Raw genomic sequence first — 17,774 nt, forward strand, 5'->3', positions numbered from 1 at the left:
CCGTCAATCCCTTGCGCGCGACTTGTTGACGTGCTGTCTACCCCGTGTGAGCCTGCGGGAATGCCGACTCATGACCTGTATGCCACGGACCCGGGAGACTCCCCCTGGGAGGTTCCGGCGACCGGCGCGGCCCGTTTCAGCTGGGAGTACGACAGCGGCCGCGACCGGCTGCTCGCCCTGTACCAGAAGGGCAAGGACAAGCAGTGGGACGGGCAGCGGCGGATCGACTGGGACTTGGAGGTCGATCCGTACGACGCGCTCGGTACGCCCGACGAGTCGATGTCCCTCTACGGCACCAAGCACTGGGCCAAGCTCACCGACAAGGACAAGGGCGAGCTGCGCCGGCACTACGCCTCCTGGCAGTTCAGCCAGTTCCTGCACGGAGAGCAGGGGGCGATGATCTGCGCGGCCCGGATCGTCGAATCCGTCCCCGACCTGGACGCCAAGTTCTACTCGGCGACCCAGACCATGGACGAGGCGCGGCACGCGGAGATCTACGGCCGTTTCCTGCACGAGAAGATCGGCCTGGTCTACCCGATCAACGACAACCTCCAGTCCCTGCTGGACGACACCCTGCGCGACAGCCGCTGGGACATGCCGTACCTGGGGATGCAGGTGCTCATCGAGGGTCTGGCGCTCGCCGCGTTCGGCATGATCCGCGACACCACCGACAAGCCGCTGCCCAAGCAGATCCTGGCGTACGTCATGCAGGACGAGGCCCGGCACGTGGCCTTCGGGCGGATGGCGCTGCGGGACTACTACAAACAGCTGACCGACGCCGAACTGCGCGAACGCGAGGAGTTCGTCATCGAGGGCTGCTACCTCATGCGCGACCGCCTGCGCGGGGTCGAGGTCCTGCAGAACTTCGGCATCCCCAAGGCCGAGGCCGAGGAGTACAGCGAACGCTCCGAGTTCCTCGCCCTGTTCCGCAAGCTCCTGTTCTCCCGCATCGTCCCCTGCGTCAAGGACATCGGCCTGTGGGGCGAACGTCTCCAGCAGGCCTACGTCGACATGGGCGTCTTCGACATGGGCGACTCCAACCTGGACCTGCTGATGTCCCAGGACGAGGAGATCGCCGAGCGGCTGGACGCGGAGCGGTTCGCGGCCGAGGAGAAGGAGCGGGTGGCGGAGGTGGAGGGGGCGATCGAGGCGGGGGTGGAGAGCTGAGGGAGGTCAACGGTGCGCGCACTGATCACTCGATCGTAGGGCGAACCGGACTCGACCCCGCCACCCAGTCCTACGGCCTCACCGGCATCTTCCACGACAAGCTCGAGCTGACCGTCCCGTTCCCCGTCGACATCGACCTCACCGCGATCAACCGCCGCCGCTAGACCGAGCACCCCAGGTCGTCGGGCACCGCGACCGCGACCGGCTCCGCTCCCTGGGCCGGGAACGACGTCCGCAGGGTGAAGGCGTACGGCGTCGGGCCGTTCGCGCGCAGGTGCAGCAGGCGGGTCTCCGCCTCCGCGACCGTCGGCCGGTGTCCGGCCGGGACCCACCACAGCGTCGTCATCGCCTCCTGGACCCGCTCGAAGAACTCCCGTCGCCGCGCCAGCATCTCCCGGTGCCGGCCCTGGTACATGTACGCCGTCAGGGCGTCGGTGTCGCGCCACACCGACATGTTGATGACCAGCCAGTGGTCGCCGAAGACAGGTATGTCCGTCGCGTCCCCGGACTCGCTCTGCAGCCGCCAGACGAAGCCGTCCGCGGCGTCGGCGTCGGCGTTCACGGGGTCGAGGTTGTCGACGAAGTCCTTCAACTGCGGGGAGTCCAGCGGGGCTTTGAGGCGGGCGATGTTCACCTGGGCGAGTTCGAAGGTGGCGTCAGTCATGTACCGAACGTTAGGTCGGGAACGCCTCGTTCCGGGACCCCCCGTCTCACGATGCGAGCACCGCCTTCATCACCGCACGCGCGATCGGCGCCGCCACCCCGCCGCCCGTGATGTCCCCCCGGGCCACCGACGCGTCCTCCACCACCACCGCCACCGCGACCTTCGCCTCCAGGTCGCCGTCGCCCTGCGCCCAGGAGACGAACCAGGCGTACGGCGTCCCGGAGTTGAGCAGGCCGTGCTGGGCGGTGCCGGTCTTGCCGCCGACGGTGGCGCCGGGGATGGCCGCGTTGGTGCCGGTGCCCTCCGTCACCACCTGCGTCATCAGCTCCTTCAGCCGGGCGGCCGTCACCGGGTGCATCGCCTGCCGTACGGGACGCGGGCCGGCCGTGTCCACCGTGGCACCGCCCGCCCGGGTCCTGCGCTCCACCAGATACGGCTCCCGCACCTGGCCCCCGTCGGCGACGGCCGCCGCGACCATCGCCATCTGCAGCGGTGTGGCCCGCGTGTTGTACTGCCCGATCGACGACAGGGCGAGCTGCGCCCGGTCCACCGTCGTGTCGAAGGTGCTCCGCGCCACCGAGAAGGGGATCCTGAGCGCCGTGTCGTTGAAGCCGAAGGCCTGCGCGGTGGCCGACATGTCCGTCACGCCCACGTCCACGCCGAGCTTCGCGAACACCGTGTTGCACGACCACTTGAAGGCCTCCCGCAGTGAGAGGTCCTCACAGCCGTCCGACTCGTTGGTCAGCGTGGTCGTCGTCCCGGGGAGCCGGTAGGGCGCCGGGGAGTCGGTCGGCTCGTCGAGATCCGTGATCACCCCCGCGTCCAGCGCCGCCGCCGTGGTGACCACCTTGAAGGTCGAACCCGGCGGATACGTCTGCCGCACCGCCCGGTTGAGCATCGGCTTGTCCACGTCGCCGTTGAGCCGCGCCCAGGACCGGGCCACCCCCGCGTCGTTCCCCGACAGCGCCGCCGGATCGTACGACGGCGACGACACCAGCGCCAGGATCCGCCCGCTGGACGGGTCGATCGCGGCCACCGCCCCCTTGCGTCCGTCCAACCCGTCGTACGCCGCCTTCTGCGCGGCCCGGTCGATGGTCGTCTCCACATCGCCGCCCGGGGTGCGGGAGCGCGTGAACTCGTTCCACAGCGGGAACGGCGCCAGCATCGGGTCCGTGCCGGACAGTACGCCGTCCTCCGTGTGCTCCAGGAGGGTCGTGCCGTACTCCTGCGAGGCGAACCCGGTGACGGGCGCGTACAACGGGCCGTCGGCGTACGTCCGTTCGTAACGGAGCTGCTCACCGGTGTCCCGGGATCCGGTGACCGGTCTGCCGCCGACCAGGATGTCGCCGCGCGGCTGGCCGTAACGGGCGATCGTGGTACGGCGGTTGGCCGCGTTGGCGTCGTAGGACCGCGCATCGAACACCTGGACGCGGGCGGCGTTGACCAGCAGCGCCACCAGCAGCAGGGCGCAGAAGACGGCGGCGTGCCGGATGTGCCGGGTCATCCGATGGCCTGCGCCGGCTCTTCGGACCCGCCGCGCGCCGAGTCGCTCACCCGGATCAGCAGCGCCACGATCGCCCAGTTGGTGACGACCGACGAGCCGCCCTGGGCCAGGAAGGGCATCGCCATGCCGGTCAGCGGGATCAGGCCGGTCACCCCGCCCGCGATCACGAACACCTGCAGCGCCACGATCGAGGCCAGCCCGACGGCCAGCAGCCGGCCGAACGGGTCGCGCAGACGCAGGCCCGCCCGGTAACCGCGCTCCACCAGGAGGCCGTAGAGCAGGAAGATCGCGGACAGGCCCGCCAGGCCCAGCTCCTCGCCCGCGGTGGCCAGGATGAAGTCCGACTTGGCGGCGAAGCCGATCAGGACGGAGTGGCCGAGGCCGAGGCCGGTGCCGAGGACACCGCCCGTGGCGAAGGCGAACAGGGACTGGGCGACCTGGTTGGGGCCCTGGCCCGCCTCGATGGAGGCGAACGGGTGCAGCCAGTCCTCGACCCTGGTGTGCACATGCGGCTCCAGCCAGCCCACGGCGACCGCGCCCAGCGAGGCCAGCAGCAGGCCGACGGCGATCCAGCCGGTGCGGCCGGTGGCGACGTACAGCAGGACGACGAAGAGACCGAAGAACAGCAGCGAGGTCCCCAGGTCGCGCTCCAGGATCAGCACCCCCACGCTCACCAGCCAGACGGCGACGATCGGGCCGAGGACGCGGCCGGTGGGCAACTGGATCCGCCTCAGCCGCCAGACCTGACGGCCCGCGTACGCCAGCGCGTCGCGGTTGGCCGCCAGGTACGCGGCGAAGAACACCGCGAGCAGCACCTTCGCGAACTCACCCGGCTGGAGGGAGAACCCGGCGACGCGGATCCAGATCCGGGCGCCGTTCACCGCCGGGAAGAGGATCGGCAGGGTGAGCAGGACGAGGGCGGCCGCGACACAGACGTACGAGTACCGGGTCAGGGCGCGATGGTCGCGCAGGAGGAGGACGACCACGATGAACAGGGCCACGCCGAGGGCGGACCACACGAGTTGGGTGGGCGCCGCCCGGTCGTGCGGCGTCTCCAGGTCGAGCCGGTAGATGAGGACCAGGCCGAGTCCGTTGAGCAGGACGCCGATCGGCAGCGGCAGGGGGTCGGCGCAGGGGGCGCGCAGCCGTACCGCGACGTGCGCGAGCAGGGCCAGCACACCGAGCCCGGCGCCGTAGCCCGCGGCACCGGGCGGGACGGTGCCGTTCCTGGCGATGCCGACAGCGCAGTACCCGTACACCGACAGCAGTACGGCGAGGACGATGAGGGCCAGTTCGATGCCACGGTGCCGGGACAGGCGTACGACGGGCAGGGGCGGGTCCGCTGTCCGTACGGTGGTTCCGGCCTTGGTCATGTCCGGAACCTACCCAAATGGAACGCCTTGTCTTCCTCCGTCAGGGGCATCAGCGTGGCGCGGGCCCGAACCTGACGAGGCGACGGGCCGCGCCTGAGGCCAATGACGCGGCGCTCCTCAGAGGTCCGGCGCTCCTCAGGAGCGCAGGGTCAGTTCGGCGACGGCTCCCCCGTCCGGCGCGTTGCGAAAGGCGAGCGTCGCGCCCAGCGCCTCCGCCTGCCCGCACGCGATGGTCAGCCCGAGCCCGTGCCCCGTCGCCCCGCCCTCCGTCCGGAACCGCTGCGGCCCGTGCTCCACGAGGTACCGCGGATACCCGTCCCCGTGATCCCGCACGGTGACCGCGGCCCCGTCGACGGTCACCACCACCGGCCCCCGCCCGTGCCGGTGCGCGTTCGCCACCAGGTTCCCCAGCACCCGCTCCAGCCGCCGCCGGTCCGTCTCCACGGCCGCGTCCCGTACGACGACGACCTCCGTGTCGGTCCCGGACGCCCGCACCACCCGCCCGGTCAGCGGGGTGCGCAGCTCGTGTGCCACGTCCGCGGTGAAGCGCTGCTCGCTGAGCAGCTTGCCCTGCAGGGAGGCCGCCATGGAGTCCAAGGCGGCGGCCACCGCGGCCACCTCGTCCTGCGGCCGGCTCGGATCCTTCGTACGGGGGTCGCCGACCCGTGCGTCCAGGTCGCCCGCGCTGATCCGCCGGGCCACCTGCGCGGTGCTCTGCAGCCGCCGGGTCACCCGGGTCACCGCGACCGCGCCGACCAGCAGCGTCGCCCCGATCGCCAGCCCCGATGACCAGACGATCGACCGGTCGAGTCCGTCGATGGTGCGCTTGCCCTGCGCGTAGTCGACCTCCACGGCCAGCGCCCGGCCGCCGTCGACCGGGCCCGCCGCCCACATCGTGGGCTGCCCCTGGTACTCGCCGACCATCGTGCCGTGTTCCCCGGCCGCCGCCAGGTGCCGCAGCGGATCGGGCAGGTCCGGGGGATCGACCCCGGCGCCGGGCGGCATCGTCTCCCCGGCCTCGAACGCCGCCGTCGCGTCCGTCAGCCGGCTCAGAGCCAGGTCACGGGCCTGCCCGACGGTCTGGTTCGTCACCGACACGTGCACGAGGACGCCGAGCAGCGCGGCCAGGGCGCAGCACATCACGGTGATGAAGACCGCGGCTTTCGCGGCGAGCGTGCCGGCCCACCGGGGCAGCGCGGGCCGTCTCATGGACCACTCGCCGAAGGGGACACCGAGGGTGAGGGCCGGGGCGGGCGCGAGGGTGGGGCCGACCGGTGCTCGGCGTCGTTCCGCGCCCCGGTGCGCAGCATTTCGTCGTGGGTGAGCAGCATGACGCGCTGGTCCGGGTCCCAGGTCCACTGGAAGCGGTACTCGTAGCCCGCGACGTCGGACGGCGAACGGACGATCACGGACCGCCCCGCCAACTCCACCCCGGTCACGGCGTCGTCGTTGGACATGACCTGGACCAGCCGGCCCGACTCGAAGGTGTAGACGCGTACCGCCGTCTGGTTGCCGGGCAGCAGCCGGAAGCCCAGGGTCAGGTCGTCCCGTCCGTCGCCGGTGAGGTCGCGGTAGTACGGCTTCAGGACAGGGCACCGGCCGCGGGCCGCCCCGTCGGCGCAGTCGGCCATCCGGCGGGTGGTCTCGTAGTACGTGGCCTTGCCGCCGGTGTACTCGTCGGGGTGCTGGGTGATCTCCGCCCGGACGACGGCCACCGGGTTCAGCTTGTGGATGTCCTCGCCCGGAGCCGTGACACCCCGCATGAGCTCGGCCTCGCCGTCGTCGTAGTCCCAGGCCGGGCTGGAGGCCGGCCTCAGATCCGGCCACAGCCGGTCCGGACTCATCGCGGTCGCCGTCGGACCCGCCCCGCGCAGCGCGCCGGTGTCGCCGCAGGCCGCCAGAGCCGCCAGCAGCAGGCCGACGGCGACGGCGGTGCGGATGCGCGGGGCGGACACGGTGCTCCTGCGGTTCGGTTCGATACGGGGCGGGAAGGGGCGGGACGGGCGTGATCATGAACCCCGTACACCTTATTCCGCATTCCGTGGGAAGTCCGTTTTGCGCGGCAAGGTGAAGAGCGGGCTGACGAGAGGCCTGAAGAGTGGGCAGAAACGATTACTCGGTGAGCTCCTCCAGCAGCCGGGCCGTCGGCAGCCCCGCCTTCAGGTACTCGACGAACAGCTCGTTGTGCAGGGCCCAGGGCGAGCGACGGGACCGTATCAGCCCGATCGCCTCGTCCGCGGAGCGCCCCCGGCGGATCAGGGCGTGCGCGACGACCAGGCCGGAGCGGTTGTACCCGTGATAACAGCGGACGAGGACCCGGCGGCCCTCGTCCAGCGCGTCGCACGCGGCCCGTGCCAGCCGGATCACCCCGGCGAGCTGGGTGCCGTCCAGCGGTCCGTCGGGAATCGGCCACACATGGTGTTCGACGCCGGGATCGGGACCGTGCCCCGGCAGCCTCAGCAGCGTCTGCACGACGTCGAACTCGCTGTGCACGACGGCGAACCCGACCTGTCCCGGCCGGCTCCTGAACTCGTGCCCGCCCATCCACAGACCGGGCACGATCTCGCTCCACGGGCTGTCCGGAGGGGGTACGTCGGATTGCTTCCTGCGCGTTCGCAACGGCGCCTCCCCAAGCCCCTGCCAACTCACACCACGGCCGACAGAACCTACCCGGGTCCACTCGTCCTCAAAGGTAACCGGCGCCTTGCGACGGGAGCGCTTCGCCTGTTCCCATGGTCGGGGGTGATGGCGCATGAGCGGACTACGCGTCGTACCGACCTGGCGGCACGGTCAGGAACGGCTCTACGTCTGCCTCACGGACGGCAGGAACATCGCCTGGTACGACCGTGAGGCAGCCCGGATCAACCTGCTCAGCGAGGACCGCGAACAGGACGTCCTCGACGTACTCGGACCCTTCCTGACCGGGCCGGTGGCCGTGGGCCCGCCCCCGGTCCCGACCCCCGCCGAACTGGCCCGGCTGTCCCTGCACCCGGACGACGACCTGGCGCCCAACCGCCCCGGCGAGGCGCTCCTCGTCGCCCTCGACCGGGAGCCGGGTCCCGCCCGCCGGCTGCGCCCCGACCCGCGCCGCCGGGCCCTCACGGCCGAGCAGGCGGTGGGGGAGGCGCTGGACCGGCTGGACGGCGCCGGCTGGCACACCCTGCACTCGATCCCGCTGCCCGGCGGCGACCGCGTGCACCACCTGGCGATCGGCCCGGGCGGCCTGTTCGCCGTCCACACGCTGTACGCCCGCAAACAGCGGGTCGCCGTCGCCGACCCGATGGTCACCCTGGGCCGCCGCGACCCGCTCCCGCTGCTGCGCCGCGTCCGCGCCGACGCCGACCGCGCCTCCTACGCCCTGACCGCCGAGGTCCGCCCGGTCCTGGCCCTCGTCGGCCCCACGGACGTGACGGTCACCGCGCCCCTGCGCGAGGCCCGGGTCCTGACGGACACCGAGATCGAGGGGCTGGCCCGAACCGGAGGCGTCCTGAAGCCGGCGGACGTGGAGGCGCTGCACGCGATGGCGCGGGACCGGCGGACGTGGGACCCCGGCGGGTGAGCTGTTCGGGGCGCGGTTCGGCCCGGGGGTGGTCGTAGGGCGTTGTGGGGGCTCGGGTCGGCGGTGGCTGTCGTGTTCAGGGCAGTGATCCCGCGTGGTCCGCGTCGAGCAGCGGGGACAGCAGGTCGCCGTGGTCCTGGACGCGGGGGGCGATGTCCGGTGCCTGGAAGGCCAGCTGGGCGGGTGTGCCGCACTCCTCGACCTCCGTCCAGGTGACCGGTGCGGAGACCAGGGGCTCGGCCCGGGCCCGCAGGGTGTAGGGCGTGGCCGTGGTCTTGCGGGCGGCGTTCTGGCTCCAGTCGACGAACACCTTTCCGGGCCTCAGGCTCCGCGTCATCCGGTGGACGACCAGCCGGGGCATCGCCCGCTCCGCCTCCACCGCGAGCTGCTTGGCGTACTCGGACACCGCCTCGGACGACGCTCCCCGGGTCGCCGCCAGCAGATGGAGCCCCTTGGAGCCGGCGGTCTTCGGGTAGGCCTCGATGCCGTCCGCCGCGAGCCGTTCCCGCAGCCAGAGGGCCACTTCGCAGCACTCGACGATCGTCGCGGGCGTCCCGGGGTCCAGGTCGAAGACCAGCCGGTCGGCCTCGCCGGGGGCGTCGACCAGCCACTGGTGGGTGTGGAACTCGGTGACCAGGTTCGCCGCCCACATCAGGCTCGCCAGGTCCTGCACCAGCACCATCCGGGCCGGCCCCTCCGAGCGGGGCACCTCGGCGGTGGTGACCCAGTCGGGCGTACCGGGCGGGACGTTCTTGGTGAAGAACACCTGGCCCTCGGGCCCGTCCGGATACCGCAGGAAGGACACCGGCCGGTCCCGCAGATGGGGCAACAGGACCTGGGCGGTCGTGGCGTAGTAGTGCAGCACCTCGCCCTTGGTGAAGCCGGTCGCGGGATACAGCACCTTCTCCAGATTGCTGAGCGCGAGCCTTCGCCCCTCCACCTCTGTGATCGGCGTCATACGATGAGAATCCCAGACATTTGGCTGGAATGACTTGAAACAGATGTAAGTCATCGCAAACCGATCGAAAGGGTGCTGCACGTGCGATCCATATGGAACGGCGCCATCTCGTTCGGCCTGGTCAGCATCCCGATCAAGCTGGTCAACGCGACCGAGAGCCACTCGATCTCCTTCCGCCAGATCCACAGCGAGGACGGCGGCCGGATCCGCTACCGCAAGGTGTGCGAACTGGAGGACCGCGAGGTCAGCCAGGCCGAGATCGGCAAGGGCTACGAGGACGCGGACGGCACGATCATCCCGATCACCGACGAGGACCTGTCCCACCTGCCGCTGCCCACGGCCAAGACGATCGAGATCGTGGCCTTCGTACCGGCCGACCGGATCGACCCGCTCCAGATGGACGCCGCGTACTACCTCGCGGCGGGCGGCGCCGCGGCCGCCAAGCCGTACACCCTGCTGCGCGAGGCGCTCAAACGCAGCCAGAAGGTGGCCATCGCCAAATACGCGCTCCGCGGCCGGGAACGCCTCGGGATGCTGCGCGTGGTCGGCGACGCCATCGCCCTGCACGGACTGCTGTGGCCGGACGAGGTCCGCGCCCCCGAGGGCCTCGCCCCCGACACCAAGGTCACCGTCAACGACAAGGAACTCGACCTCGCGGACGCCCTGATGGACACCCTCGGCGAGATCGACCTGGACGACCTGCACGACGAGTACCGCGAGGCCCTGGAGGAGGTCGTCGCCGCGAAGGCCGCGGGCGAGGCCCCGCCCGAGTCGCCCGAACCGGCCAGGGGCGGCAAGGTCCTCGACCTGATGGCGGCCCTGGAGAAGAGCGTGCGGGACGCGAAGGAGTCCCGGGGCGAGAGGGCCGCGGGGGAGGCCCAGGAGGCCCAGGAGACTGAGGAGGCCGAGGCGCACGGGGAGGTCAGACGGCTGCCGGCCCGCAAGTCGGCGCGAGCCGCGCCCAAGCAGGCGGGGGGCAAGAAGTCCACGGCGTCCGCCGCGAAGAAGACCGCCGACAAGAAGACGACGGCCAAGAAGTCGACGGCGGCGAAGTCGGCACAGGGCGCGAAGAAGAGCGCGTCGGCGAAGAGCACGGCGACGGCGAAGAGCACCGCCAAGAAGACCCCGGCGAAGAAGACGGCGTCCCGCAAACGGACCGCGTGACCTGCGTACCCCGTGACCTGCGTACCGCGTGACCGCGCGCCGCGTCGGCGGCGTGCCCGTGGCCGCAGGTCCCGGCGGCCCGTCGAGTGCTGCCGTCCCGTCAGCCGAGGACCTTCGCGGACTCGATGACCACCGACTGGGTGGGTACGTCCTGGTGGCCGCGGCTGGAGCCGGTGCGCACCTTCTTGATCTGGTCGACGACGTCCTGGCCTTCGGTGACCCGGCCGAAGACGGTGTAGCCCCAGCCGCGCGCGTCCTTCGACGTGTGGTTGAGGAACTCGTTGTCGGAGACGTTGATGAAGAACTGCGCGGTCGCCGAGTGCGGGTCGCCGGTGCGCGCCATCGCCACGGTGTACGCGGTGTTCTTCAGGCCGTTGTCGGCCTCGTTCGGGACCGGCGCCAGCGTCGGCTTCTGCGCCATCTCCGCGGTGAAACCGCCGCCCTGCACCATGAAGCCGTCGATCACCCGGTGGAAGATCGTGCCGTCGTAGTGCCCGTTCCGGACGTACGTCAGGAAGTTCTCGACGGTCTTGGGGGCTTCGGCATCGTTGAGTTCAAGAACGATACGGCCGAAGTTCGTGGTCAGCTCGACCCTGGACATGGAATACGTCCCTTTCTGGCGGGGGTTAGGCCGCAGCATCTTGTCACACGGCGCCATTTCGGCCGGTGGACCAGGCTGACCGGGCCGCCCGGGCGACCGGATCCGCGGGGCCGCCCGGGCGACCGAATCCGCGGGGCCGCCCGGGCCGACCCGGTGTCAGGCGGTGTCCTCCACGGCGTCTTCCACATCGTCCTTGGCTCACCAGGACACTGGATCACCGTCGCGGAAGAACCCGCCCGTCGGGCCGGAGTCGGGGAGCGTCGCCGCCCACACGATCCCGGCGGCCCCGTCGGCGACCGGGCGCCCGCCCGCCCCGCCCATGTCCGTGGCCACCCAGCCCGGGCAGACCGCGTTCACCAGGATCCCGTCGCCGCGCAGCTCCGCCGCCAGCATCCGGGTCAGGGCGTTGAGGGCGGCCTTGGAAACCGAGTAGGCGGGTGTGCCCCCGCCCATGGAGGCCAGCGAACCGGCCTCGCTGGAGACGTTGACGACCCGGCCGTGGGCGCTCGCGCGCAGCAACGGCAGCAGCGCCTGCGTGAGCTGCCACGGGCCGTACAGGTTGGTCTCGTTGGCCTCTCGTACGACGTCCAGGTCGGCGGTCACGGCACGCTGCCAGGTGTCGTACAGGATCGCGGCGTTGTTCACCAGGACGTCCAGCCGCCCGTGCCGCTCGGCGACCTCCCGCGTCACCCGGGCGACGTCCTCGGCGGAGGTCACGTCCAACGCCAGCGCCTCGGCGCCGCGGCCGATCTCCTCGGCTGCCTTGCGCGCCGCGTCCTCGGCACGCGCGGTGACGATCACCGTGTGCCCTCTGGCAGCGAGCTGCCGGGACACCTCCTTGCCGATGCCCCGGTTCGCCCCCGTGACCAGTGTGACGGTCGCTGTGTCCACGCGCCCTCCTCAGTCTGCGCAACGGCGCGGCGGGCCCGTCCCGTTGACGGCGGCGGGCCATCGCCGTCGGTGGCCCGTTGGCAGTGGTGGCCCTTGCGGCCCGATCATGAGTATTCCCGCCGTCGAGGACTCCTGGGCCCGCATCGACGCCCGGCCGCGTCGGCATCGCACGTCAGCCACGCCCGGCTGCGCCCATCGGCGTCCCCGTCGGACATCGAGACCGCCGAACGCACCCTCGCGGTCGTGGAACTGGCACGCGGAGCCCTCGGACCGTCCGCCGGCGCGCTGCCGGAGGGAGTCGGAGGCGAGGCCCGAGGCCCCATACATGAGGCCCGAGGCCCCATACATGAGGCCCGAGGCCCGATTTATGAGGAACCTCGCCACTTACGTCAGGAACCCCGCCACGGCCCTCACGAACCACTCGGGGTCATCGATCCAGGGATTGTGCCCGGCCCCGGGCTGCACAACGGACTCCCCGTCGGCAAACAGCCCGGCGTACTCGTCGACCGTCCTCGGAGGTGCGGCGAGGTCGACCTCCCCGGCCACCAACAACACCGGCCCCGCGAACCGAGCGAGCGCGGCGCGGGTGCCGTCCGGATCGAAGGCGCCCTCGGCCCCGAAGGCCGCCATGACCTCCGTGTCCCTGCGCGCCTCGTCGGCGGCCTGATGGGCGCGAGCGGCCTCGTCCCAACGGCCGTAGGAGAACGGCGCGATCGCCTTCACCTCCTTCTCGCCGAAGGGACGGCCCTCCACCACCGCCTCCAGGGCGGCGAAGGCCTCCGGGAACCACGGCTCGCGCGACCGCGACCGCGCCGTCTCCAGCCGAAGCCCTCCGTCGATCGTGAGTCCGACGGCCCTCACGCTGGGCGTGACCAGGGTGAGCGTGCGGACGCGTTGCGGATGACGCCTCACGTACTGGACGGCGACGTTCGCGCCGGCGCAGTGGGCGAGCAGGTCCATCCGCTCCAGCCCGAGATGCCGGCGCAGCGCCTCCACATCCCCGACGAGCCGGTCGCACCGGTAGGACCCGGTGTCCTCGGCGACGGCCGACTCCCCGGTGCCCCGGAAATCGAGCCTGACGACCGGCCGATGAGCCGCGAGCCCACCGAGGTCGCCGAGATAACGGGAGTCCGTGGGCCCGCCGGGCAGACAGACGACGGGGGCCCCGGCGTCGCCGGCGCTGCCCTCGTCACCGTCACCGTCACCGTCACCGAAGAGGTGACAGGCGAGCGAGGTGCCGTCGTACGAGGAGAAGAAGCGCGTGCGAGGAGCCGGACGTTCCGGGACACCGACCGCGAACCGTCCTGAGGGAAACCGCATAAGAAAAACCATGGCCTTCCGGGATACCTACGGGCACTCCCGGGACCACCGACGTCACCACGATCGGACGTCAGACGACCCGCACCACCACGGGGAGGGAGAGCACCCAGCCTGATACAGCGTTGATGGGTCTCACCTCCCAGGTCGGTCATGTACACGAAAACACTATCAGGCCGCCGGGCTCGCGGGGGCAGTTCCCACAGAAGCGGGGACCACTCCCCGATTGCGTGCTAACGTGCGGAGAAAGGGAAGTGGGGAGTGGTCCCCGTCAGGTCGAGGAGGGGCGGACGTGGCGGACACGGCACTGGTGTTGGGCGGCGGCGGGCTGACCGCGTACGCCTGGCAGGTCGGAGTCCTCGCGGGACTGGCCGAGGCCGGGGTGGACCTCGGCGATGCCGACGTGCTCCTCGGCACATCGGCCGGCTCGCTGCTCGCGGTGGAACTGGCCGCGGGGGCGGCGCCGGCCGACCTGTACGCGGAGCAGGTCGCCCGTAAGCGGGCCATGCTGGAGGTGGACTTCACCCTGGCGATGACCGCCAAGTACCTGTGGGCGGCGCTCGGTTCACGCGACCCGGACACCGTGGTCAAGCGGCTGAGCAGGCTCGCGCTGAGCGTGCGCGGAGTGTCGGAGGCGGAGGTCCTCGACCTGATCCGCCCTCAACTGCCGGTCCAGCGGTGGCCCGAGAGGCCGGTGCGGCTGATCGCGGTGGACGCGCTCACCGGCGAGCCGACCGGCTTCGGCGCCGACAGCGGGGTCGAACTGGTACGGGCGATGGCGGCCAGCTGCGCACTTCCTCCCCTGTTTCCGCCGATCACGATCGGAAAGGGGCGCTGGATGGACGGGGGCATACGCTCCACGGCCAACGCCGACCTGGCCCACGACTGCCGACGGGTCGTCGTCCTGGCCCCCATCCCCAAGGGTCCTGGTGCCGGCCCGAGCACCTTCGATCAGGTGGCCGCCCTCATGGCCGACGGCACCCGAGCCACCCTCCTGACCCCGGACCGCCCGGCCCGCCGAGCATTCGGCCGCAACCCCCTGGACGCCTCCCGCATCCCCGCCGCAGCCCGAGCCGGCCACCGCCAGGCCACCACCCACGCCGAACAGATCCACGCCATCTGGCACGGCTGAGCCTCCGCCTGCCTGCCGGGTTGCCGGGTTGCCGGACGGCGCCGGGTGTCGCCGTACAGCGGTCCGGCGAGCGAGGCCGACGACGGCCCGCTGCTTTTCAGTGAACGTGACCCCTGCCGCCGGATCTGGCACGAGATCCGCGCCCTCGCGCCGCTTCCCGCGCTGGTGAGCTGCGCTACGAGGAACGCGGTGATGTCGGCGCGGCTCATGGCGGAGCCGACCTTGTCGTGGCCGAGGAACCCGGAGCGGACGCGGCCGGTGGGGACCGGACGGGGAGAGAGCGGATGCCCCTCCCCGGAGCGGGTGGCCGACCGGTCAGGCGTTGAAGACCGCCTCGGAGCGGTCACGGTCTTCGTGCAGCTCCCAGTACAGCGGGGCGATCTGCTCGGGCATGGCCGTCGGGAAGCCCTCCGGGCCGCCGTCGCCGATCCACACGTTGATCGCCACGTGAGCGGCGTGCACGCCGCTGCCGGCCAGCTCCTTGTCCAGATTGAGCACCCAGTTGCGCAGAGCCGCTGAGGCCGCGTTGACATTGCCGAGCATCGGCACCGGGTCCACGGAGCCGCCGCCGGTGGTGAACAGCAGGGTCCCGGCGCCGGCTTCGCGCATCGCGGGCAGTACCGCCCGGGTCGCCGTGACGGCGCCGTAGAAGACGTACTCGATCTGCGGCTGCAGATTGTCCACCGTGACCTGTGAGGGAGCGGCCAGGGCGAAGCCGGGCACCGGGGAGTGCGGGGCCGGCGAGTACTCCAGTACGTCGATGCCGCCGAAGCGGTCCTTGGCCGCGTCCAGGGCATCCGTGAGCGAGGGGCGGTCGACGACGTCGGCGGGGAACGCGGCGGCCGTGATGCCTTCCTGGCCGAGCTGGCCGGCCAGCGTTTCCAGTTTCTCCTTGGTGCGGGCGATCAGCGCGATGTCGAAGCCGCGGCTGCCGAAGGTGCGGGCGATGGCCAGGCCCATGCCGGGGCCGGCACCGATGATGGCGAGAGTGGGCACAGTCAGGTCCCTTTCGTGTCGTGGCCGCCGGGACATGCGGGGAGAGGATGCCCGACGGGCGGGTGGATCAGCAGCGGGCGGCGTCAGCGACCGGAACCGCGCAGCCGTCCGGGCCGCGGATCGCCGCGTCGCTCCAATTCCTACTCTTTGTGCGCAGCGCCATGATGGGCCAGTATGGAAGGCCGTACAAAAGGCACATCGATGTCCGTGCCGGAGGGGAATGTGCGTCATGGACACCGCAGACCGACCCGATGCCGCCGCAGGCCGGGGGCCGTGCGCCGGCATCCCCGCTGACCAGATGGTCTTCGTCCGGCAGATCCTGGACCGGGTCGGCGACAAGTGGAGCATGCTGGTGATTTCCGTCTTGCAGGCCGGCCCCCTGCGCTACACAGACCTCCAGCGGGGGGTGCCGGGCATTTCCCAGCGGATGCTCACCCTCACCGTGCGCCAGCTCGAGCAGGACGGCCTGGTGACCCGGACCGCCTACGCGGAGGTGCCGCCGCGCGTGGAGTACGCCCTCACGCCCTTGGGCCGCAGCCTCCACCACGTCGTCACGTCCCTGATCACCTGGGTCGCGGACCACCACGGCCAGATCCGCGAGTACCGGGCCCACACCGGCACCACACCCTGATGGCCGACGGCGTCCGGGCTCCTGGAACCGATGACGGGCGCGCAGCCGGCGACGCGGCAGCGGCCGGTGCCGGCGGCCGGTGCCGGGCATGCATCCACAAGGCGGGTGTTGATGCTGCCGTGTTATCGCTGGCGGCTGCCGCCGTGCCGGTATAGCGTTGTGATCCAGCAGTCGTGGTTCCGAAGTCTCGTTCGCCCGTGATCGCATCACGGGCGTTCTTGCTGTTCAGCACCTCTCCGGACCAGGGCGATCACCTCCCGGGCACGCAGGGTGCGGGCCCGGTTTTCCCTCGAAGGAGAAAGCCATGACCAAGGGCACAGTCAAGTGGTTCAACAGCGAGAAGGGCTTCGGCTTCATCGAGCAGGACGGCGGCGGCCCCGACGTCTTCGCCCACTACTCGAACATCGCCAGCCAGGGCTACCGCGAGCTGCAGGAAGGCCAGAAGGTGGAGTTCGACGTCACCCAGGGCCAGAAGGGCCCGCAGGCGGAGAACATCCGCCCCGCCTGATCCCGTGGCCGCGGAAAGGCCCGGCTCCCCTTCGGGGGGCCGGGCCTTTCCCTTGCGGACGGGACGTTACGGCGGCGATCCGGTCGGCGCCCTGGCGTGCGAGGCGTTGCGATGAGCCATCGGCGGCAGCAGCGCGCGGTACGGGTTGGTCCAGGCGTCGCCAGCCGGCTCGTCAGCGGGCTGAGCGGGTGGCGCGCAGGATCAGTTCGGTGACAGGGGCCGGGTCGCTCACCGCGACCGCGTGCGGCGCGCGGACTCTGACGCGTGGTCTGCGCCCTCAGGCAACGACCGGTGCACAGCGGGGCAACAGGGGTACCGGCGTCAGCCCTAGCGTGAACGGCGTTCCGTCGCGCACGCCCGCGGACCGGCCGCCGACGGCCCGGAGGTCCCGTACGACGGTGTGCTTCCGCACCACCGAAGAGGGGCGTGGCCGCGCGCACCCGTCATCCCGGAAACGAGGTACAACCCATGCCGTACATCACCGTGGGCCAGGAGAACTCCACCGCCATCGACCTCTATTACGAGGACCACGGAACCGGGCAGCCGGTCGTCCTCATCCACGGCTTCCCGCTCGACGGTCACTCCTGGGAGCGGCAGAGTGCCGTGCTGCTCGACGCCGGTTACCGGGTGATCACCTACGACCGCCGCGGTTTCGGGCAGTCGAGCCAGCCGACGACCGGTTACGACTACGACACCTTCGCGGCCGACCTGAACACCGTGATGGAGACCCTCGACCTGCGGGACGCCGTCCTCGTCGGGTTCTCGATGGGTACCGGTGAGGTCGCCCGTTACGTGTCCACCTACGGCTCCTCCCGGGTCGCCAAGGTCGCCTTCCTGGCCTCGCTGGAGCCCTGCCTGCTCAAGAGCGACGACAACCCTGACGGGGTCGCCCCGAAGGAGTTCTTCGACGGTGTCGTCGAGGCCGTGAAGGCCGACCGTTACGCGTACTACACGGCCTTCTACAAGGACTTCTACAACCTCGACGAGAACCTCGGCACCCGGATCAGCGAGGACGCCGTCCGCAACAGCTGGAACGTCGCCGCGGGCGGCGGCTTCTTCGCTGCCGCCGCCGCGCCGTCGACCTGGTACACCGACTTCCGCGCCGACATCCCGGCCATCGACGTACCGGCCCTGATCCTGCACGGCACGGGCGACCGCATCCTGCCCGTCGAGGGCACCGCGCGCCGGTTCCACCAGGCACTTCCGTCCGCCGACTACGTCGAGATCGAGGGCGCCCCGCACGGCCTGCTGTGGACCCACGCGGAGGAGGTCAACGCGGCGCTTCTCACCTTCCTCGCGAAGTGACCGA

Annotated in this window: 18 protein-coding genes and 1 pseudogene; 8 read left to right on the plus strand and 11 right to left on the minus strand. The window is 71.3% G+C overall.

Annotated features, from left to right (window positions below):
- Positions 1-60: 60 nt before the first annotated feature.
- Both ACIBK3_RS09910 and ACIBK3_RS09915 read left to right on the plus strand, forming a co-directional pair.
- Positions 61-1,167 (plus strand): ferritin-like domain-containing protein, encoded by a 1,107-nt coding sequence (locus ACIBK3_RS09910; protein ID WP_399363695.1) that lies wholly within the window; start codon positions 61-63, stop codon positions 1,165-1,167.
- 50 nt (positions 1,168-1,217) lie between these two features.
- A pseudogene (locus ACIBK3_RS09915) lies at positions 1,218-1,331 on the plus strand (Uma2 family endonuclease); the annotation flags it as partial.
- Here ACIBK3_RS09915 and ACIBK3_RS09920 read toward each other — a convergent pair.
- The 6 genes from ACIBK3_RS09920 to ACIBK3_RS09945 all read right to left on the minus strand — a co-directional run bounded on the left by ACIBK3_RS09920 (position 1,328) and on the right by ACIBK3_RS09945 (position 7,327).
- Positions 1,328-1,831 (minus strand): DUF3291 domain-containing protein, encoded by a 504-nt coding sequence (locus ACIBK3_RS09920; RefSeq protein ID WP_399363697.1) that lies wholly within the window; start codon positions 1,829-1,831, stop codon positions 1,328-1,330. The pseudogene ACIBK3_RS09915 and the gene ACIBK3_RS09920 overlap by 4 nt on opposite strands.
- A 46-nt stretch (positions 1,832-1,877) precedes the next feature.
- Complete coding sequence (locus tag ACIBK3_RS09925) at positions 1,878-3,335, minus strand: penicillin-binding transpeptidase domain-containing protein (RefSeq protein WP_399363699.1); 1,458 nt, start codon at positions 3,333-3,335, stop codon at positions 1,878-1,880.
- The gene (locus ACIBK3_RS09930) at positions 3,332-4,708 is read right to left on the minus strand and encodes an FtsW/RodA/SpoVE family cell cycle protein (RefSeq protein WP_399363701.1); all 1,377 of its coding nucleotides are present in this window, start codon (positions 4,706-4,708) and stop codon (positions 3,332-3,334) included. Before ACIBK3_RS09930 ends, ACIBK3_RS09925 begins: the two co-directional genes overlap by 4 nt.
- 135 nt (positions 4,709-4,843) lie before the next feature.
- Entirely contained in the window at positions 4,844-5,917 is a 1,074-nt protein-coding gene (locus ACIBK3_RS09935; protein WP_399363703.1) for an ATP-binding protein, read from the minus strand.
- Positions 5,914-6,663 carry a hypothetical protein gene (locus tag ACIBK3_RS09940; RefSeq protein WP_399363705.1) on the minus strand — a complete coding sequence of 250 codons (750 nt, stop codon included), beginning with the start codon at positions 6,661-6,663 and terminating at the stop codon, positions 5,914-5,916. The genes ACIBK3_RS09935 and ACIBK3_RS09940 overlap by 4 nt, the downstream gene beginning before the upstream one ends.
- A 157-nt stretch (positions 6,664-6,820) precedes the next feature.
- Positions 6,821-7,327 carry a dual specificity protein phosphatase family protein gene (locus ACIBK3_RS09945; RefSeq protein ID WP_399363706.1) on the minus strand — a complete coding sequence of 169 codons (507 nt, stop codon included), beginning with the start codon at positions 7,325-7,327 and terminating at the stop codon, positions 6,821-6,823.
- 133 nt (positions 7,328-7,460) lie between these two features.
- On the opposite strand from ACIBK3_RS09945, the gene ACIBK3_RS09950 reads away from it, so the two are divergent.
- The gene (locus ACIBK3_RS09950) at positions 7,461-8,267 is read left to right on the plus strand and encodes a nuclease-related domain-containing protein (protein WP_399363708.1); all 807 of its coding nucleotides are present in this window, start codon (positions 7,461-7,463) and stop codon (positions 8,265-8,267) included.
- A 76-nt stretch (positions 8,268-8,343) separates the two neighbouring features.
- Here the strand turns inward: ACIBK3_RS09950 and ligD are convergent, their stop codons facing one another.
- Entirely contained in the window at positions 8,344-9,225 is an 882-nt protein-coding gene (ligD, locus tag ACIBK3_RS09955; RefSeq protein WP_399363710.1) for a non-homologous end-joining DNA ligase, read from the minus strand.
- 72 nt (positions 9,226-9,297) lie between these two features.
- Here ligD and ACIBK3_RS09960 point away from each other — a divergent pair, with 72 nt between their 5' ends.
- Positions 9,298-10,389: a Ku protein gene (locus ACIBK3_RS09960; RefSeq protein ID WP_399363712.1), complete on the plus strand. Its 1,092-nt coding sequence runs from the start codon at positions 9,298-9,300 to the stop codon at positions 10,387-10,389.
- A gap of 100 nt (positions 10,390-10,489) precedes the next feature.
- Here ACIBK3_RS09960 and ACIBK3_RS09965 read toward each other — a convergent pair whose 3' ends face one another.
- The 3 genes from ACIBK3_RS09965 to ACIBK3_RS09975 all read right to left on the minus strand — a co-directional run bounded on the left by ACIBK3_RS09965 (position 10,490) and on the right by ACIBK3_RS09975 (position 13,201).
- Positions 10,490-10,990 carry a peptidylprolyl isomerase gene (locus tag ACIBK3_RS09965; RefSeq protein WP_399363715.1) on the minus strand — a complete coding sequence of 167 codons (501 nt, stop codon included), beginning with the start codon at positions 10,988-10,990 and terminating at the stop codon, positions 10,490-10,492.
- Between the two features lie 198 nt (positions 10,991-11,188).
- A complete protein-coding gene (locus ACIBK3_RS09970; protein ID WP_399363717.1) occupies positions 11,189-11,881 on the minus strand; it encodes an SDR family oxidoreductase in 693 nt (230 codons plus the stop codon).
- Positions 11,882-12,265: 384 nt separating this feature from the next.
- Positions 12,266-13,201, minus strand: coding sequence for an alpha/beta fold hydrolase (locus ACIBK3_RS09975; RefSeq protein WP_399363719.1), 936 nt, complete (start codon positions 13,199-13,201; stop codon positions 12,266-12,268).
- A gap of 289 nt (positions 13,202-13,490) precedes the next feature.
- Here ACIBK3_RS09975 and ACIBK3_RS09980 point away from each other — a divergent pair, with 289 nt between their 5' ends.
- Positions 13,491-14,330, plus strand: a complete 840-nt coding sequence (locus tag ACIBK3_RS09980; RefSeq protein WP_399363721.1) for a patatin-like phospholipase family protein — start codon at positions 13,491-13,493, stop codon at positions 14,328-14,330.
- Positions 14,331-14,645: 315 nt separating this feature from the next.
- On the opposite strand, the gene ACIBK3_RS09985 is transcribed toward ACIBK3_RS09980, so the two are convergent.
- Positions 14,646-15,326 (minus strand): SDR family NAD(P)-dependent oxidoreductase, encoded by a 681-nt coding sequence (locus tag ACIBK3_RS09985; RefSeq protein ID WP_399363723.1) that lies wholly within the window; start codon positions 15,324-15,326, stop codon positions 14,646-14,648.
- Positions 15,327-15,555: 229 nt separating this feature from the next.
- On the opposite strand from ACIBK3_RS09985, the gene ACIBK3_RS09990 reads away from it, so the two are divergent.
- From ACIBK3_RS09990 to ACIBK3_RS10000, 3 genes are all read left to right on the plus strand, one after another.
- Positions 15,556-15,957, plus strand: a complete 402-nt coding sequence (locus tag ACIBK3_RS09990) for a winged helix-turn-helix transcriptional regulator (RefSeq protein WP_399363725.1) — start codon at positions 15,556-15,558, stop codon at positions 15,955-15,957.
- A gap of 304 nt (positions 15,958-16,261) precedes the next feature.
- Complete coding sequence (locus ACIBK3_RS09995) at positions 16,262-16,465, plus strand: cold-shock protein (protein ID WP_399363727.1); 204 nt, start codon at positions 16,262-16,264, stop codon at positions 16,463-16,465.
- 468 nt (positions 16,466-16,933) lie between these two features.
- Complete coding sequence (locus tag ACIBK3_RS10000) at positions 16,934-17,770, plus strand: alpha/beta fold hydrolase (RefSeq protein WP_399363729.1); 837 nt, start codon at positions 16,934-16,936, stop codon at positions 17,768-17,770.
- Positions 17,771-17,774 lie beyond the last annotated feature (4 nt).

The organism is Streptomyces sp. NPDC050287 (assembly GCF_044459385.1).
Lineage (GTDB): Bacteria > Actinomycetota > Actinomycetes > Streptomycetales > Streptomycetaceae > Streptomyces.

Excerpts from the sequence above, each read along its gene's own strand:
- ACIBK3_RS09910 (WP_399363695.1), top strand. The coding sequence starts at position 61 with ATGCCGACTCATGACCTGTATGCCACGGACCCGGGAGACTCCCCCTGG.
- ACIBK3_RS09920 (WP_399363697.1), bottom strand. The coding sequence starts at position 1,831 with ATGACTGACGCCACCTTCGAACTCGCCCAGGTGAACATCGCCCGCCTC.
- ACIBK3_RS09925 (WP_399363699.1), bottom strand. The coding sequence starts at position 3,335 with ATGACCCGGCACATCCGGCACGCCGCCGTCTTCTGCGCCCTGCTGCTG.
- ACIBK3_RS09930 (WP_399363701.1), bottom strand. The coding sequence starts at position 4,708 with ATGACCAAGGCCGGAACCACCGTACGGACAGCGGACCCGCCCCTGCCC.
- ACIBK3_RS09935 (WP_399363703.1), bottom strand. The coding sequence starts at position 5,917 with ATGAGACGGCCCGCGCTGCCCCGGTGGGCCGGCACGCTCGCCGCGAAA.
- ACIBK3_RS09950 (WP_399363708.1), top strand. The coding sequence starts at position 7,461 with ATGAGCGGACTACGCGTCGTACCGACCTGGCGGCACGGTCAGGAACGG.
- ligD (WP_399363710.1), bottom strand. The coding sequence starts at position 9,225 with ATGACGCCGATCACAGAGGTGGAGGGGCGAAGGCTCGCGCTCAGCAAT.
- ACIBK3_RS09965 (WP_399363715.1), bottom strand. The coding sequence starts at position 10,990 with ATGTCCAGGGTCGAGCTGACCACGAACTTCGGCCGTATCGTTCTTGAA.
- ACIBK3_RS09975 (WP_399363719.1), bottom strand. The coding sequence starts at position 13,201 with ATGCGGTTTCCCTCAGGACGGTTCGCGGTCGGTGTCCCGGAACGTCCG.
- ACIBK3_RS09990 (WP_399363725.1), top strand. The coding sequence starts at position 15,556 with ATGGACACCGCAGACCGACCCGATGCCGCCGCAGGCCGGGGGCCGTGC.
- ACIBK3_RS09995 (WP_399363727.1), top strand. The coding sequence starts at position 16,262 with ATGACCAAGGGCACAGTCAAGTGGTTCAACAGCGAGAAGGGCTTCGGC.
- ACIBK3_RS10000 (WP_399363729.1), top strand. The coding sequence starts at position 16,934 with ATGCCGTACATCACCGTGGGCCAGGAGAACTCCACCGCCATCGACCTC.